This is a genomic window from Butyribacter sp. (assembly GCF_056818865.1).
In genome coordinates, this window is the sequence record NZ_DBLYGC010000005.1 from 15,128 (window position 1) to 32,831 (window position 17,704).

Genomic DNA, 17,704 nt, shown 5'->3' on the forward strand with positions numbered 1-17,704 from the left:
GTAATATGCTTGGGTTACCTAAGACAACGGAATTTAATAAAAGGATTCCGAAACAGAAATTCTACGAAAATATGGATATATCACCGGCACTGAAAAAAGTTTTTGTTGAGCAAGTGAAGATTATTTATTGGAAAAATAAAATCGCTGCATCAACAACAAACCTTGCCGCAGGAAGTGAAGTAACAGAGCTGGAGGTGTTTGAAATCCGGCTGAACAGTCCTGTACTTGACGATGGACTGCTTAGGCAGATTGACAGAGAAATTCCATACCATATCCTGTTTTTATTGGAATACGAAGGTAAATATCAGGCACGGATAGGATACAAGGAAGCAGCCGCATCCGGTAGTAAAGCATTCAAGGTAAATGGATATTATTATACGGAGTGGTTCGTTGAGGATGAACTGCCGCTAAAAATGGAAGGCTTAAACATAGATGTTGTATATGAGAATTTTGTAAGGCAGATTGCAGGAGACAAGCTCAGTACCGAAAAAACTGGAGAAAGCCTGAAAGAGTCTGTTGAGAGAGAGGAACAAAGACAGACAGTGCAAAAACAGATAGAAGCATTAAAGGCAAAGATAAAGAAGGAAAAACAGCTTAACAAGCAGATGGAGATGAATAATGAGCTGAAAAAGCTCAAGAGAGAATTGGAGGAAATTTAGTGGAAGGATATAAAAAAGTTGATATAAGTGAAGGAATTAAAAATATGATGCAGAATTTTACTAAATACGATATATCGCCAACAATGATGTCTAATATTGATTTATATAAGGATATTAAAACACCTGATTTGCCAGATATTGAACCTATTCCATTAGCTGATCATATCGAAAGAACACAAAAGTACCAAGAGAAAAGTTTAGAAATGCTTCAATCAATAAATGAGAATACAGCAAACTTATCAATGCTTGTTGAGTTGATTAACCAATCTAACGATAAGCAGGATGAATTGATAGAAATTATGGCAGAAATACTTGCTATTGCAAAAGCAAAGAATGGAGAAGAAGCTGAATCAAAATTGAAGAAAGTAATGAAAAAAATAACCGATACAGCAGATACGGCGGATGCAATGATTAAACTTACAAATTGGGCAATGATAGCTTATAACGCTATTCTTCCGATTATACAGAAATAGGAGAAAATAAATATGGACAAGATGAAAATGGAATCTGTAAATATGACAGAACAAAATATTGAGAGAATAGGGGAATTATTTCCTAATTGCATAACTGAAATGCTGGATGAAGAAAAAAGTACGCCTGACAATAAAGTTTATAAAAAAGCAGTAAATTTTGAAATGTTAAAACAGATGCTCTCGGATGAAGTGATTGATGGCGATGAAGCATATGAGTTTACATGGGTTGGCAAAAAAGCAGCGATTGTGGAAGCCAATAAACCAATTCGTAAAACATTGCGTCCATGCCCAGAAGAAAGTGTAAATTGGGATAAAACGGAGAACCTATACATTGAAGGGGATAATATCGATGTACTAAAACTATTACAAGAGAGTTATTTGGGGGCAGTCAAGTTAATATATATAGATCCTCCTTATAATACGGGGTCTGATAATTTTGTGTACCCAGATGATTATACTATGAACGAAGAGGAGTACGAAAATGGAATAGGTTTGTTTAATGTAGATGGAAATAAATTATTTAAGGAGAACAATAATGGAAATTCAAGATTTCATTCAGATTGGTGTTCAATGATTTATTCACGTTTATTGTTAGCAAAAAACTTATTGACATTCAATGGAGTTATATGTATTCAGATAGATGATAATGAATACGATAATTTAAAAAAAATATGTGACGAAGTATTTGGTGCATCAAACTTTATGACAACTATTGTTGTCAAAATGTCCGAACCGACAGGAATGAAAATGGCACATGCGGATTTGCGAATCCCAAAACTTAAGGAATATATTTTAGTATATACCAATGGGGAAAGAAGTCAGTTGGGAAATATAAATATTCCGAAAGAAAAATGGGATAATGAATATAAAACATTGCTAGAGAACATATCTCGTGATGAGGTTGAAATCATAAAGAAAATTAGAGAAAATGAAGATAGAACATTAGAAGATATAAAAATATGCGATAAAATTCTTTCAAAAGTTGAGTACATTTCTTTGGGAACAGCATATAAGAAATATGAAATTCCTGATAACGAATATGAAAATTTTAACTTTCAAAATGCATGGAGAATAATACAAACGGTATCTATGACAGGTGGTGCAAAACAGTTAGCGGATGAAAAGAGGAAAAAAGTATCAAGTACTTTTTATTCTATTGTTACACCTCAAAAGAAAATGTATTTTATCAAAGGTGATTATTCTTATGAGATTGCAAAACCGCGTATTAAAATACTGTTTGCAGATGATTATCTTACAGTTAATCCTTGCGATTTTTGGCAGGATATTAAAACAACAGGATTAGACAATGAAGGATTTGTCAATTTTAGAAATGGTAAGAAACCTTTAAGATTACTCGAAAGAATTATAACACTGTTTACAGATAAAAATGATATAGTATTAGACTTTTTTGGTGGCTCTGGAACAACGGGGCAAGCAGTTATGAATTATAGTAAAAAAAGTGGAATCAATAGAAAATTTATCCTTGTTCAGTTGCAGGAAAATTTAGATGAGGAAGTATTAAAACAGAGCGGTACAAGTAAAAAAGATACACAGGAATTAATTGATTATTTGGACAGTATTAATAGACCTCATTTTTTAAGTGAAATAGGTAAAGAGAGGTTAATACAATCTGGAAAGTCTATAAATGACAGTAATGTTGATACTGGATTCAGAGTTTTAAAGGTTGATGATTCCAACATGAATGACGTATATTTCAGTCCGGCAGACTATTCACAGGGATTTTTATCTCAGTTAGAATCAAACATAAAATCAGACCGCACAGACCTTGATTTACTATTTGGATGCTTACTTGAATGGGGACTGCCATTATCATTACCATATAGCTCAGAACAAATAGAGGGATGCACAGTTCATAATTACAATGATGGAGATTTGATTGCTTGCTTTGATGAGAATATCCCGGATAGTGTAATCAAAGAGATCGCAAGGAAGCAGCCGCTCCGAGCAGTATTCCGTGATAGCAGCTTTGCAAATAGTCCGTCAAAAATAAATGTTGGAGAAATCTTTAAGCTGGTCGCTCCTGACACAAGTATCAAAGTGATTTAGGAGGTGTGATGATGGAAAAGGATAACGATGTAATTACCATAGACAAGAGTTTTTTTGAAAATGTATCGAATGTTCTTGATAAGGCGAGAAAAAATGCCAAAACTGCGGTTAATCTTTCTATGGTATATGCTTACTATGAAATTGGAAAAATCATTGTAGAGGAAGAACAAAAGGGAAAACAACGGGCTGCGTATGGAACGCAGCTTGTAAATGAATTATCAGTATATTTAACAAAAATGTATGGGAAAGGTTTTTCGGTTGGAAACTTAAAAAATATTCGTCAATTCTATAGGGTTTATTCTACTGATCAGATTGGCGAAACAGTGTTTAGCCAATTTGAAAATCTTCCGATGATTGATACCGGAAGAAGGTTTTTCCTGAGTTGGTCACATTATTTAAAGCTTATGCGAATTACCAATATAGATGAGCGTCATTTTTATGAAATTGAATCTGTAAAAAATGACTGGAGTTTATCAGAATTAAAACGTCAATACGATAGTTCGTTATATGAACGAATCGCACTTAGCACAGATAAAGACAAGGTTTATCGTTTGGCACTGGAAGGGCAGAGTTTTGAGAAACCGCAGAATGTAATCAAAGATCCGTATGTATTGGAATTTCTTGGTCTGAAAGAATTGCCGGAATATTCCGAAAGTGAGCTGGAAAGTCGTATTATAGATAACTTACAGCAATTTTTACTGGAGCTTGGCAGAGGGTTCGCTTTTATTGGCAGACAGGTACGATTTACATTTGATGAAGAACATTTTATGGTGGATTTGGTATTTTATAATCGGCTGTTGCGTTGTTTCGTCCTGTTTGACCTTAAAATTGGCGAATTAAAGCATCAGGATATAGGTCAGATGCAAATGTATGTAAATTATTATGACAGAAAAGTGAAATTGCCGGATGAAAATCCGACGATTGGCATTGTGCTTTGCAAGGATAAGAATAATGCTGTGGTAGAAATGACATTGCCAGAGGATAATTCACAGATTTTTGCAAGTAAGTATGAAACTGTATTGCCGAGTAAAGAAGCGTTGCAAAAATTATTGGAAGAACAAATGTCAGAGGAAAAGGAGGCTTGGGACGAATGAAATTACAATTCAGACATCAAAAGTTTCAGGCAGATGCTGCGAAAGCAGTAGTAGATGTGTTTGCAGGTCAGCCATATCTGACACCTTCTTATATGATGGATAAGGGATATGAAGGAAAAACAATGTCGGGTGATTCCTTTTCACAGTCATCTATGACAGATGAGCAGGATTTCACAGGTTGGAGTAATCAGAAAATTGTTCCGGAATTGAGTGACGGGGTTATCTTAGAGCATATCAATAAAATACAGAGAAATAATCAGATTCAGCCATCCAATCATCTAGAAGGTCGTTATAATCTGACAATCGAGATGGAAACAGGTGTCGGCAAGACCTATACCTATATTAAGACTATGTATGAACTCAATAGGCATTATGGCTGGAGTAAGTTTATTATTGTTGTGCCTAGTATTGCAATACGTGAGGGAGTTTATAAGTCATTTCAGGTAACACAGGAGCATTTCGCAGAGGAGTATGGAAAGAAAATCAGATTTTTTATCTATAATTCCGCACAGTTGACAGAGATCGATCGTTTTGCTTCAGATAATTCAATCAATGTTATGATTATCAATTCACAGGCGTTTAATGCAAAAGGAAAAGATGCCAGACGTATTTATATGAAACTGGACGAGTTCAGAAGCCGCAGACCGATTGATATTATCGCAAAGACCAATCCGATTGTGATTATTGATGAACCGCAGTCAGTAGAAGGCAAGCAGACCAAGGAAAATCTGAAACAGTTCAATCCTTTGATGACATTGAGATATTCTGCAACACATAAGAGTGACAGCATTTATAATATGATTTACCGTCTGGATGCAATGGAAGCATACAATAAAAAACTGGTAAAGAAGATTGCTGTCAAGGGCATCACAGAATCAGGAAGCACAGCTACAGAAAGCTATGTCTATCTGGAAAGCATCAATTTGTCGAAAGCAGCTCCGACTGCGACAATCCAGTTTGACTGCAAAGGTGCTAGTGGTATCCGTAAAATAACACGTACAGTATCCGAACGCTATAATCTTTATGACAATTCCGGTAAAATGGAAGAATACAAGCAGGGATTTGTTATATCAAGGATTGACGGACGAGATGATTCGGTCGAATTTATCAATGGCATAAAGCTCTATGCCGGAGATGTGATTGGTAAGGTGAGCGAGGAACAGATCAGACGTATCCAGATTAGAGAGACGATTTTATCACATATCCAGAGAGAAAGAGAGCTTTTCCATAAGGGAATCAAGGTGCTGTCTTTATTCTTCATTGATGAAGTTGCCAAATACAAACAATATGATGAAGCCGGAGCAGCTATGAATGGTACTTATGCAGATATGTTTGAAGAAGAATATAAGGATATTATAAGCAATCTGCAGATTGGCATAGGTGATGATGATTACATAAAATATCTGAATGAGATTCCGGCAGAGAAAACACATGCTGGTTATTTTTCTATTGATAAAAAAGGAAAAATGATTGATTCCAAGGTTGGACGTAAGGAAACGACTACAGATGATGTGGATGCTTATGATCTTATTATGAAAAACAAAGAGCTGCTGTTAGACCGAAATCCCAAGAAATCGCCGGTGCGTTTTATATTTTCACATTCTGCATTGCGGGAAGGATGGGATAATCCGAATGTATTTCAGATATGTACCTTGAAACAGAGCAGCAGCGATGTCAGAAAGCGTCAGGAAGTAGGACGAGGTTTAAGACTGTGCGTTAATCAGGACGGTGAGCGTATGGATGTGAATGTACTCGGAAATGATGTACAGAATGTGAATGTGCTTACAGTGATTGCCAGTGAGAGCTATGACAGTTTTGCAAAGGGATTACAAAGTGAGATGGCAGAAGCAGTTGCAGACAGACCTCGTGCGGTAACGCCGGAGCTGTTTATTGGAAAAGTAATTAAGGACGAACATGGAAATGAACAGGTAGTAGATTCGGATACAGCACATGCTATTCATTACGATATGATAGTAAATGGATACATAGATAAAAAAGGTGTACTCACAGATAAGTACTATGCAGATAAAGCAAATGGAGAGATTAAAGTCGCAGAAGAAGTGGCTGACTCTGCAGGTTCGGTAATTGAAATTATTGATTCAATTTATGACAGCCGTGCAATGCAGCCTGAAAATGCCAGGAGTAATAATGTGGAGCTACAAGTAGATGAAGACAAACTAGCAATGCCGGAATTTAAGGCATTGTGGGGAAAGATTAACTCAAAATCTGTATACGTGGTTGATTTTGATACAGATGAACTTGTAAGAAAAGCAATCGCTTCGCTGGATATAAAATTGCGAGTATCTAAGATATATGTCAATGTGAAGCTTGGTGAACTAGACAGAATCGACTCAAAAGAAGCATTAAACGATGGTTCTGCATTTGTCTTAAAAGAAACAAGCAGTTATGGAAACACAATTACTGCAAATTCCAATGTAAAATATGACTTGATAGGAAAATTGGTGGATGAGACAGGACTTACAAGAAAGGCAGTTATCCAGATACTTCAAGGAATACAGAAACCGGTATTTGAGCAGTTCAAAGATAATCCGGAGGAATTTATCATTAAAGCAGCGTCACTTATCAATGATGAAAAAGCTACTGCAATTATTCAGCATATTACGTATGATGTGATGGATGAAAAATATGGTACGGATATATTCACGGAGCCGACAATAAAGGGACGTCTGGGTGTTAATGCCATGAAAGCAAATAAACATCTGTATGACCATATTGTATATGATTCCACAAATGAACAGGCTTTTGCAACAGAACTGGATACAAACAGAGATGTTGCAGTATATGTGAAATTGCCGGATGGATTTTATATATCAACGCCTGTCGGACATTATAATCCGGACTGGGCAATCGCATTTTATGAAGGAACGGTAAAGCATATCTATTTTGTGGCTGAAACGAAAGGCTCAATGAGTTCAATGCAGTTAAGAGATATTGAAAAAGCAAAGATACATTGCGCAAGGGAGCATTTTAAGGCAATCAGCAATGGAACTGTGAAATATGATGTAGTGGATGGATATAAGGCACTGTTAGATATTGTTACAAAATAATTTCTGATTTAGCCGGGAGGTTACGATACCAAAAGTACAATGTAGAGTTTGATAAGCAAAGAGAAAAGATTGAAGAACTTCAAAGATGCTTAGCAAAAATAGGGCTGTTTTCGTTCTCGAAAAAAAGGAAAATAAAGGAAAAAATTGCAATGGAACAAGCAAAATTAAACGGAATAGCAGAGCCGATAGAACAGAAAAATGCATATTACAATATGTATAAGTAGGAAGGATTTGATAATATGGCAGAATTCAAATATGAAATAGTAGAGGAAATTGGTGTGATTTCAGAAAACGCAAAGGGATGGAGAAAAGAACTGAATCGCATTTCATGGAATGGAGCTGCACCAAAATATGATATTCGTGATTGGGCACCGGAACATGAAAAAATGGGTAAAGGAGTTACCTTGTCGGATGAGGAAGTAGTGAGTCTAAAAGAGATACTTTCTAAACTATAGTATAACTAAGAACATGAAAAGAGGTGGATATGCTGAAATGGATACAAATAGGCTTATTGGTATGAGAGTGATGAATACGAACACGCATGCAATCGGTGTAATAATGTATGTAAAGGACAATATTATTGCAGTAGATTATCATGGACAAGTATCAAAGTATGCATATCCTTCAGCATTTGCAAGTCATCTGGAGTTGGAAGATGAAAAATTACAGGAAGATATTCGAGGGGAGAGTGTAGAATCCTCTTTTGATAGGTTTCGTACAGATTATAAGATTTCATTGAATCGGGAAATAAATTATTTACGAGTGACTGGGGGAAAGAAACAAAAAATAGTTGATGGAGAAAGATTGCCATCTAAAAATGGAGAGTATCTATATGCTTTTGATACGGATACGGACTTACATTATCCGGATGGAACAGCTATCAAGTTATGGTTTCCCGAAGATATTGTAACTGCATATATAGTCTCATGCGAGGATTTTACGATAATTATTCGCACAATGGAATACATAGGTGAAAATGTAGAGAGTGTCGATTTCACATCTGAACAGTGGCAGCTTTTAGAATCATTAGGCGATAGACTGGATGAAATGTCTTTACAAAAGGATTCTATTGCATATGAGATTGTATGTAACGGGAAAAAACAAATAAGTCCGTGGAAAGGGATTATACGAGGACAGAATGCTGCATTGAATAGAGCTGCATCAGAGAAGATTACATTTATCTGGGGACCGCCGGGAACAGGAAAAACTGAAACATTAGCAAATATAGCACTTGAGCACATAAATCAGGGAAGAAGAGTGCTAATGTTGTCTTATAGTAATGTTTCAGTAGATGGTGCATTGTTAAGAGTGGCAAATAAAGCGGATTTTCCCGATGGAAAGGTAATTAGATATGGGTATCCCCGTACTAAAGAATTGATTGATAGCGAAACTCTTACATCATATCAATATGTACTACATAAAAATCCTCAAATGGCACAGGAATATAAGGAACTGCTAGAAAAAAAGAAAAAAATGAAGAAAAGGTCTTCAGAACGTTTGGAGATAAATAAACGCTTAAATAGAATTAGAGAAAATTTGTTAGAACAAGAAAAAGCAATTATTCATTCGGCGGTATTTATTGCAACAACAGTCTCTAAGGCAACCGTTGACAAAGCATTATATATGCAAAGATTTGATGTTGTAATTTTTGATGAGGCAAGTATGGCGTATGTTCCGCAAATTGTGTTTTCTGCTGGACTTGCCAAATCTTTTTTTATATGTATGGGGGATTTTTGTCAGCTTCCGGCAATTGTCCAGTGTAAAGAAGAACAGAGATTAGCAGGAGATATTTTTGAGTATACAGGAATAACATCAGCAGTAGAGAATGATCAGTGTCATGGATGGCTGGTCATGTTGGATACTCAATACAGGATGCATCCGGATATTGCTTATTTTGTAAGCAAATATATGTACGGAGACAGACTGAAAACTTATGAAAAAATTATAGAGAGTAGGAACGAAATAGCAAGCTGTAAACCATGCCCAGATTCTGCAATGGCACTGATAGATTTAAGCGGAATGTACTCTGTGTGTACTAAAACAAAGGATGGCTCAAGAGTTAATATTTTATCTGCGTTATTAAGTTTAAGAATGGCGGAAAAAGGGTTAACTCAGTTCGAGGTTGGAATCATAACACCATATAGTGCGCAGTCTAGGCTGATTTTATCAATGGTAAGAGACATTCAAGAGTATGATAATCGCTGGAAAAAGGTTGCCTGTGCTACAGTGCATCAGTTTCAGGGGTCAGAAAAACCAGTCATAATTTATGACGCTGTGGATTGTTATAGAATGTCATATCCGGGGACCTTGCTTACATCATTACATAATGATAACGCTAATAGACTGTTCAATGTTGCATTTACCAGAGCAAAGGGAAAGTTTATACTGATTGCCAACAAAGAATATTTAAAAATAAAGCATATATCAAAGAAACTAATTTTCACTAAAGCAATCGAAAAACTTTCCAGAGAAAAGCATATAATCGAAGGGGGAGCAGTTCTAGATGAATTTATGCCAAGCAATAATGAACAACCTATCGTATATGTGGAGGATAGAGAGACGAGCTGGCAAATATATATTGAAGATTTACAATTAGCTCGAAATAGTATCTATATTGATATACCGGATGTTATAGATGATAATGATGAAGCAATAAAAGAATTGTCTCATGTATTATTTGAAAAAAAGGAGCAAGGTGTAGACGTACGAATTAGGTTATCAGAAGATATAGATTTACCCAATGAATTGATAAAATATCGGAAAAATTATGAATATGTCACGAATCCTATAACTATTATTGACAAGAAAATGATTTGGTTCGGACAACCGTTATATGCGGCAGATTTTATATCAGAGGGTGATATTATGGATACAGAATATTTTCCATGTGTTAGATTTGTTGGAAAATATACAGCAAGATCAATCCAAGCTTTTTTGGAAATGTAAGGGGAGGAGAAGTGATTTAATTGAATATAAATAGTGAACCAGACAGATTAAAGGAAGAAGAACAGTCGATTCTAAATGAGCTGATTGCTGAAATGGACAAGGTGATCAACTCATTAGATAAAAAAATGCAGACATATGTAGATGAAGCTAAGAATATTGATATTGCACTAAATCCAGATTCATATTTGTCTAGAATACTAAATGTTAATGGACTTAAAGATACGGAAGAAAATCGAAAAAAAATATTACAGGCAAGGGATGAATTGTATCATACAAGACTTTTATTAGAATGCAGTGATGATAAGGGGACTGATGTGGATGAAATAAAGGTGGGACTCCATTCTTGTCAGCACATGGCACAAACCTTTGTTACATCATGGAAAATGCCAATATGCCGCCACTATTTGTTAGACAATTCGTCAACTGAGTTTGAAAGCATAGTTACAAATAAACATGGAGAAAAATTTCATGCACATTATAGATTGCTGGTAAAAAACCAAGTTACATTGCGGTTCACACGAGTAGTTAAGGCTTTAAATTTGTATCCGGGAATGCTTGATGAAGAATTATTAAAAATATGTAAGGATAGTAAGTTCTTTGATAGCAAATATATTGATGAGTTGATAGCAGAGTTCAATCCGGATGAATATGATCCAGACAGTGCGGCTCAGATTATAGCAGATGAATTTTTACAAGAATTATTAGAGAGAAGATCATCACCGGAATTTAAGAATATAGTTTTCTCAATACAAAAAAAACAGGGAGAAATTATTCAGGCACCCTATAATAAAAATATGATAGTTCAAGGATGTGCAGGCTCTGGTAAGTCGATGATTATGTTACATAGACTTCCTATTATTTTATATGATAATCCTAATAGCTTAAATAGGACTAATCTATATATTATTACTCCTTCTCAGATGTACATTCAGTTAGCAGAAAATATGAGACATCAGTTAGAAATCTCGGATGTAAATATGGGAACTATTGAACAATATTATGATTATTGTATTGGTAAATATAATGGTCATACTGCTGGAGAATATGGAAAAGTAAGACATGTAGCTAAAATAGATGCAGATACTGAAAAGTATATTTATTCGGTCGAGTGTGTTGCTGATATAAATAGATATTTCGAGAAGCTAAGTGATATTAACAATAGTGCGTTCGAGAAAGCAGTAAATATATTTTCTATAGAGCAGGATAGTTATCAAAGAAGTGATAGTTATGCTCAGAAAATAACATCTAAATTACTGCTTACACAAAGAATAATCAATGAGAATGATAAAGTCTTATCATTATACTTTAACAGAATTAAAGCGGTACAAACTTCTTTACAGAAAATTGCTGTAATAGCAAAATATCGTAGGCAAAATGTGATACGAGAAATAACAAAGTTGATTACGCAAAATGAAGAAAAAATTCTGAAAGCAGAGAAGGAATTAAAAAAATTAAATGTAGATGTTAATGAAAAAGCTATCGAAAACAGGCAAACGATAATAAGTGATGCACAAAGCAATACTCAACAGCTTAAAGAGGAAATATTACAGATAAATATTGATGATGAATACTTTGACTTGATGAAAAAATGTGGTAAAAAAATTGAAACGGTTCTTTTACCGTTTTCGGAACTGAAGCCAGAATTTAGTCAGAATGATACGGATGTTGTTTATGCTGCTATTGATAAAATTGGTCAGTTAATAGGGTCGTTTTTTATGTTTTCATGGGAACTCGGTAAAATAGATGACAAATATGCAGAGTATCTAGGAAAAATAAAAAAAGAAATAGATAATGTTCAAGCACTGGTCGAAGAATTGCAAAATACAGATGAAAAATATTTGCATATATCGGATTATAATGAAGTTCTGAATTTGTCTGATGAACTAAGAAAAATTAGTAGTAATGCTGCAAAAAACGCTTATATAATGATTATGAAAAAAATAGGGATAAAAGAGAATAGTGATGGTAAAATGCCGGCACAAAATTATTCGCCTTATTTGTATTTGCAAGCTTTGTACCATTTTCAGGGTTCGCCTAACAGTACCAAAGAAGCACTTTTATCCATTGATGAGGCACAGGGAATAGCACCAGAAGAACTGAGGTTATTGCAAAATATCAATGGAGGAAAAGTTGTTTTTAATATGTTTGGAGATGTATATCAGCATATTGAAAATACAAAAGGAATAGATAGTTGGAATGAATTTTCAGATATTGTAGATTATGATCTTTATGAGATGAAGGAGAATTATAGAAATTCATCTCAAGTTACGGAATATTGTAATAAAGTGTTTACTATGGACATGATTGCAATAAATACTCCGGGAAAAGGAGTGCACGAAATAAAGGATGAGAAATCATTTAAGGATATATTGATTGCTCAACTTTTGGACACAGGGAGAGCGGGAATTGCAGCTATTTTGGTTGGAGATGATAAAGAGGCAAAATACTTATTGGATGCTTTTGCAGAATATAATCAGAAGTTTCATGATATGACAGGTGAGGAATTTAGTATACACAGAACAAGATGGAATATTATGAATATTGATGATGCGAAAGGTTTGGAATTTAGCTCGATCATTGTGTTATCGGGTAGAATGTCAAAAAATGAAAAATATATCGCTTATACGAGAGCACTTGATGAACTGTTTGTATATCCTATAGTAATTGATATAGATGATTATAGGGGAAAGAATAAGAGAAATACAGATGTATCTGAAAAAAATAATGAAGCAGAAATAAAAAATGATGAAAACAATAATGAAGAAAAAGCTGTGCATACAAAACATCAGAGGATAGTCACTTCATTGAACAGTGCTGTAAAAGACTTCTTTGAAGAAAATGGACTTGAGGTTAAAGACATGCGTAATGAAGGAGGTAGGCTCTGGGTAATAGGAGAAAAAGTAGTCATTAGGGATACTGTTAATGCTGCAATTGCCAAGTTTGGCATTTCAGGTAAATATGCTTCTGGAAAAGAAATAAATAATCGTAATGGCTGGTTTACAAAAACAAATAAATAAGAGCAAAATGAATCATATTATAAAGCTAAAATGTTAACTTCTGGTCACAGCGTCCAGAAGATAAAGGGAAGATATATGAAATTAGAAGGGTATTATTCGTCCGGAGAGTTTGCAAAGAAAGCTCATGTGACTAAAAAGACAATAAGATATTACGATGAACATAATATATTAAAACCATCTTTTGTCAGTGACAGCGGTGCAAGGTTTTATTCGGATGAGGATTTTGCAAGGCTGCAGCAGATTTTGTTTTTAAAATATCTCGGTTTTTCACTTGCAGACATAAAGGAAATGACAGTGAGGAATTCTGATAAACATTTTTTCTCTGAATCACTTCATATGCAGCTTGGGCTTATTGAAGAAAAAATTGAACAGATGGAGCTTATAAAAACAGCACTTTTAGATGCCGCAAAAGCTGTAGATGAGGAAAAAAATGTTGACTGGAGTAAGATGATGCAGCTTGTCAATGTCAATGAGATGGAGCACAAGCTTAAAGTACAATATCAAAACTCATCGAATATTTCTGCGAGAATAAATCTCCACGAAGAATTTTCAAAAAATAAACAGGGATGGTTTCCGTGGCTTTTTGAACAGTGCGATATTAAAGCAGGGGAGAGCATACTTGAGCTTGGATGTGGAGATGCCTCGCTGTGGAGCATGAACAGGCACAGGATTATTAATGATATAAATGTTATATTATCGGACATTTCGGATGGAATGATAAGAGATGTAAGGCGTTCAATGAAAGATGCAGGAAACAGTTTTTCGTTTGAAGTTATGGATGCACATCACATAAATGCGCCGGATGAAAGCTTTAATCTTGTTATTGCAAATCACGTATTATTTTATTGTGAAGATCTTAAAAAAGTCTTTGAGGAGATAAAGCGTGTTTTAAAACCGGGCGGGAGGATTATATGCAGCACATATGGCAGTGGGCATATGAAAGAGATTAGTATGCTTGTAAAGGATTTTGATAGCAGAATTGTTTTGTCGGCAGACAGACTGTATGAAAAATTTGGAAAACAAAACGGAGGCATTCTGCTCTGTGAATATTTTGATGACGTTTTATGGTCTGAATACGAGGACAGCCTTGAGGTGACAAAACCGGAGGCACTTATATCGTATGTTCTTTCGTGCCACGGAAACCAGAATCGTTTTATAGTTGACAGATACAGTGATTTTGTTGCATTTGTTAAGAAAAAGACAAAGGATGGCTTTACGGTGACAAAAGAAGCAGGTGTTTTTAAGGCGGTTAAGAGAAATAAAATATAAAAAATAAAAAAAGTGCTTGCAGGTGCCCTTAGGGCACCTTTTATAATGTAATTACAGTAGAAAGATATGGAATATTATTACGAATGGAGGATTAGTAATATGAAAGGTATTATTTTAGCGGGCGGTTCGGGAACACGTCTTTATCCGCTTACAAGAGTAACAAGTAAACAGCTTTTGCCGATATATGACAAGCCTATGATATATTATCCTATGTCAGTGCTTATGAATGCGGGTATAAGAGATATACTTATTATCTCGACACCTCAGGATACACCTAGATTTAAGGAACTTTTGGGAGATGGCCATCAGTTTGGCGTAAATCTTTCCTATGAGGTGCAGCCAAGTCCTGACGGACTTGCACAGGCATTTATAATCGGAGCGGAGTTTATCGGTGATGACAATGTTGCCATGGTGCTTGGAGACAATATTTTTGCAGGACACGGATTAAAGAAACGTCTCAATGAAGCTGTTAAAAATGCAGAGAACGGAAAAGGTGCAACAGTTTTCGGATATTATGTCGATGACCCGGAAAGATTTGGTATTGTAGAATTTGACAAGAGCGGAAAGGCTGTTTCTATTGAGGAAAAGCCGGAGAAGCCTAAGAGCAATTATTGCGTTACGGGTCTTTATTTCTATGACAATAAAGTTGTGGAGTATGCTAAGAATCTCAAACCGTCAGCAAGAGGGGAACTTGAGATTACCGACCTTAACCGTATTTATCTCGAAAAGGGAAATTTAAATGTTGAACTTTTGGGACAAGGATTTACATGGCTTGATACAGGTACACATGAAAGCCTTGTAGAAGCGACAAATTTCGTTAAAACAGTTGAACAGCATCAGCACAGAAAGATAGCGTGCCTGGAAGAAATAGCGTATCTAAACGGATGGATTTCTAAAGAGGACGTTTTGGAAGTATACGAAATAATGAAGAAAAACCAGTACGGCCAGTATCTCAAAGATGTGCTCGATGGAAAATATCAGGAGAATTTGTACTAGAGTGACCGAGCAGAAGCGAGGGAGCAATGCTTTTTGACTTTCGGTCAAGAAGAGACAATTTTAGAAATAGTTTATGGAGGAACAAAATAAAATGAATATTATAGTTACAGGTGGAGCAGGATTTATAGGAAGCAACTTTGTTTTTCATATGTTAAATAAATATCCGGATTACCGTATAATCTGTCTTGATTGTCTGACTTATGCAGGAAATCTTTCAACACTTGCACCGGTTATGGATAATCCAAATTTCAGATTTGTAAAAGAGGATATTACAAATCGTGAGGCTGTTTATAAATTATTTGAGGAAGAAAAGCCTGACATAGTAGTAAATTTTGCAGCAGAGAGCCATGTTGACCGTTCTATCGAAGACCCTGAGGTTTTCCTTCGCACAAATATTATGGGAACTGCAGTGCTTATGGATGCATGCCGCAAATATGGAATTAAGAGATACCATCAGGTATCGACAGATGAAGTTTACGGAGACCTTCCGTTAGACAGACCTGACCTTTTCTTTACAGAGGAAACACCTATTCACACAAGCAGCCCATACAGTTCATCTAAGGCTTCGGCAGACCTTTTGGTACTTGCTTACCATAGAACATACGGACTTCCGGTGACAATAAGCCGCTGCTCAAACAACTATGGTCCATATCATTTTCCTGAGAAGCTTATACCGCTTATGATTGCAAATGCGCTTAATGATAAGCCGCTTCCTGTATATGGAACAGGTGAGAATGTGCGTGACTGGCTTTATGTTGAGGATCATTGCCGTGCTATCGACCTTATCATCCACAACGGAAGAGTTGGTGAGGTTTATAATGTCGGCGGACACAATGAGATGACAAATATTGACATAGTTAAGATTATCTGTAAGGAGCTTGGAAAGCCTGAGAGTCTTATCACATATGTTGCAGATCGTAAGGGACATGATATGCGTTATGCAATTGACCCTACAAAAATTCACAACGAACTTGGATGGCTTCCTGAGACAAAGTTTGCAGATGGTATAAAGAAAACAATAAAGTGGTATCTTGACAATAAGGAATGGTGGGAGACTATCATTTCAGGAGAGTATCAGAACTATTATGAAAAAATGTATGGAAACAGAAAGTAGTGTTCTGTGATATTGAAATTATAAAATTTGATATATGCGCAGCAGACAGTGCGGGAATGGAGTGTAAACATGAAAGTTTTGGTTACGGGAGTTGGCGGCCAGCTTGGTTTTGATGTTATGAACGAGCTTGCAAAGCGTGGTTATGAAGGAGTCGGAAGTGATATTTTGAAAGAGGCTGCATCTATTGATGCACCGTATGTTCAGATGGATATAACAGATGGAGAGGCTGTTCTTAAAAACATCAAAGAAATTAAACCTGATGCAGTAATTCACTGTGCAGCTTGGACGGCTGTTGATGCTGCGGAAGATGAAGATAAGCAGGACAAAGTGTATAAGATAAATTCAGAGGGAACAGAAAATATAGCGAAAGCATGCAAAGAGATAGATGTTCCTATGATGTATACAAGTACTGATTATGTGTTTGACGGTCAGGGAGAGAAGCCGTGGGAGCCTGATTGTAAAGATTATAAGCCTTTAAACGTTTACGGAGATTCAAAACTTAAAGGGGAACTTGCCGTATCAGGCATTTTAGATAAATATTTTATAGTAAGAATTGCCTGGGTATTTGGAAAGAACGGTTCAAACTTTATAAAGACTATGCTTAATGTTGCAAAGACTCACGATAAACTTACTGTTGTAAATGACCAGATAGGAACTCCGACATACACATTTGATCTTGCAAGACTTCTTGTCGATATGATAGAAACTGACAGGTATGGATATTATCATGCAACAAATGAGGGCGGTTATATAAGCTGGTATGATTTTGCTAAAGAGATATTCAGACAGGCTGTAGAACTTGGAAGAGATGAATACAGTGAACAAAATGTTCAGGTTAGTCCTGTTACAACGAAAGAGTATGGCGTTTCAAAAGCGGCGAGACCGTTTAACAGCAGACTCGACAAGAAAAAACTTATCGACAATGGGTTTAAGCCACTACCTTCATGGCAGGATGCAGTTGGACGTTATCTTAAAGATATTGAGTTTTAAAGCGAAAGGAG

Annotated in this window: 12 protein-coding genes; all 12 read left to right on the forward strand. The window is 35.7% G+C overall.

Going from position 1 to position 17,704, the window contains the following annotated elements; translation table 11 throughout:
• The first annotated feature begins 5 nt into the window (after positions 1-5).
• Positions 6-659 carry a DUF4391 domain-containing protein gene (locus ACZLXV_RS03315; RefSeq protein WP_482382478.1) on the forward strand — a complete coding sequence of 218 codons (654 nt, stop codon included), beginning with the start codon at positions 6-8 and terminating at the stop codon, positions 657-659.
• Positions 659-1,132, forward strand: coding sequence for a hypothetical protein (locus tag ACZLXV_RS03320; RefSeq protein ID WP_482382479.1), 474 nt, complete (start codon positions 659-661; stop codon positions 1,130-1,132). Before ACZLXV_RS03315 ends, ACZLXV_RS03320 begins: the two co-directional genes overlap by 1 nt.
• A gap of 12 nt (positions 1,133-1,144) precedes the next feature.
• Complete coding sequence (locus ACZLXV_RS03325) at positions 1,145-3,199, forward strand: site-specific DNA-methyltransferase (RefSeq protein WP_482382480.1); 2,055 nt, start codon at positions 1,145-1,147, stop codon at positions 3,197-3,199.
• A gap of 11 nt (positions 3,200-3,210) precedes the next feature.
• Entirely contained in the window at positions 3,211-4,293 is a 1,083-nt protein-coding gene (locus ACZLXV_RS03330; RefSeq protein ID WP_482382481.1) for a PDDEXK nuclease domain-containing protein, read from the forward strand.
• On the forward strand, positions 4,290-7,361 hold the full coding sequence (locus tag ACZLXV_RS03335) for a type III restriction-modification system endonuclease (RefSeq protein ID WP_482382482.1): 3,072 nt from the start codon (positions 4,290-4,292) through the stop codon (positions 7,359-7,361). The genes ACZLXV_RS03330 and ACZLXV_RS03335 overlap by 4 nt, the downstream gene beginning before the upstream one ends.
• Positions 7,362-7,600: 239 nt before the next feature.
• Positions 7,601-7,816: a YdbC family protein gene (locus tag ACZLXV_RS03340; protein ID WP_215716306.1), complete on the forward strand. Its 216-nt coding sequence runs from the start codon at positions 7,601-7,603 to the stop codon at positions 7,814-7,816.
• 37 nt (positions 7,817-7,853) lie between these two features.
• Positions 7,854-10,307, forward strand: coding sequence for an AAA domain-containing protein (locus ACZLXV_RS03345; protein ID WP_482382483.1), 2,454 nt, complete (start codon positions 7,854-7,856; stop codon positions 10,305-10,307).
• 20 nt (positions 10,308-10,327) lie between these two features.
• Positions 10,328-13,324: a helicase domain-containing protein gene (locus ACZLXV_RS03350; RefSeq protein ID WP_482382484.1), complete on the forward strand. Its 2,997-nt coding sequence runs from the start codon at positions 10,328-10,330 to the stop codon at positions 13,322-13,324.
• Positions 13,325-13,399: 75 nt separating this feature from the next.
• A complete protein-coding gene (locus tag ACZLXV_RS03355; protein WP_367335369.1) occupies positions 13,400-14,593 on the forward strand; it encodes a MerR family transcriptional regulator in 1,194 nt (397 codons plus the stop codon).
• Positions 14,594-14,692: 99 nt separating this feature from the next.
• A complete protein-coding gene (rfbA, locus tag ACZLXV_RS03360) occupies positions 14,693-15,589 on the forward strand; it encodes a glucose-1-phosphate thymidylyltransferase RfbA (RefSeq protein WP_022225773.1) in 897 nt (298 codons plus the stop codon).
• Positions 15,590-15,680: 91 nt separating this feature from the next.
• Complete coding sequence (rfbB, locus tag ACZLXV_RS03365; protein WP_022225774.1) at positions 15,681-16,703, forward strand: dTDP-glucose 4,6-dehydratase; 1,023 nt, start codon at positions 15,681-15,683, stop codon at positions 16,701-16,703.
• Between the two features lie 69 nt (positions 16,704-16,772).
• The gene (gene rfbD, locus ACZLXV_RS03370; RefSeq protein ID WP_367335884.1) at positions 16,773-17,693 is read left to right on the forward strand and encodes a dTDP-4-dehydrorhamnose reductase; all 921 of its coding nucleotides are present in this window, start codon (positions 16,773-16,775) and stop codon (positions 17,691-17,693) included.
• Positions 17,694-17,704 lie beyond the last annotated feature (11 nt).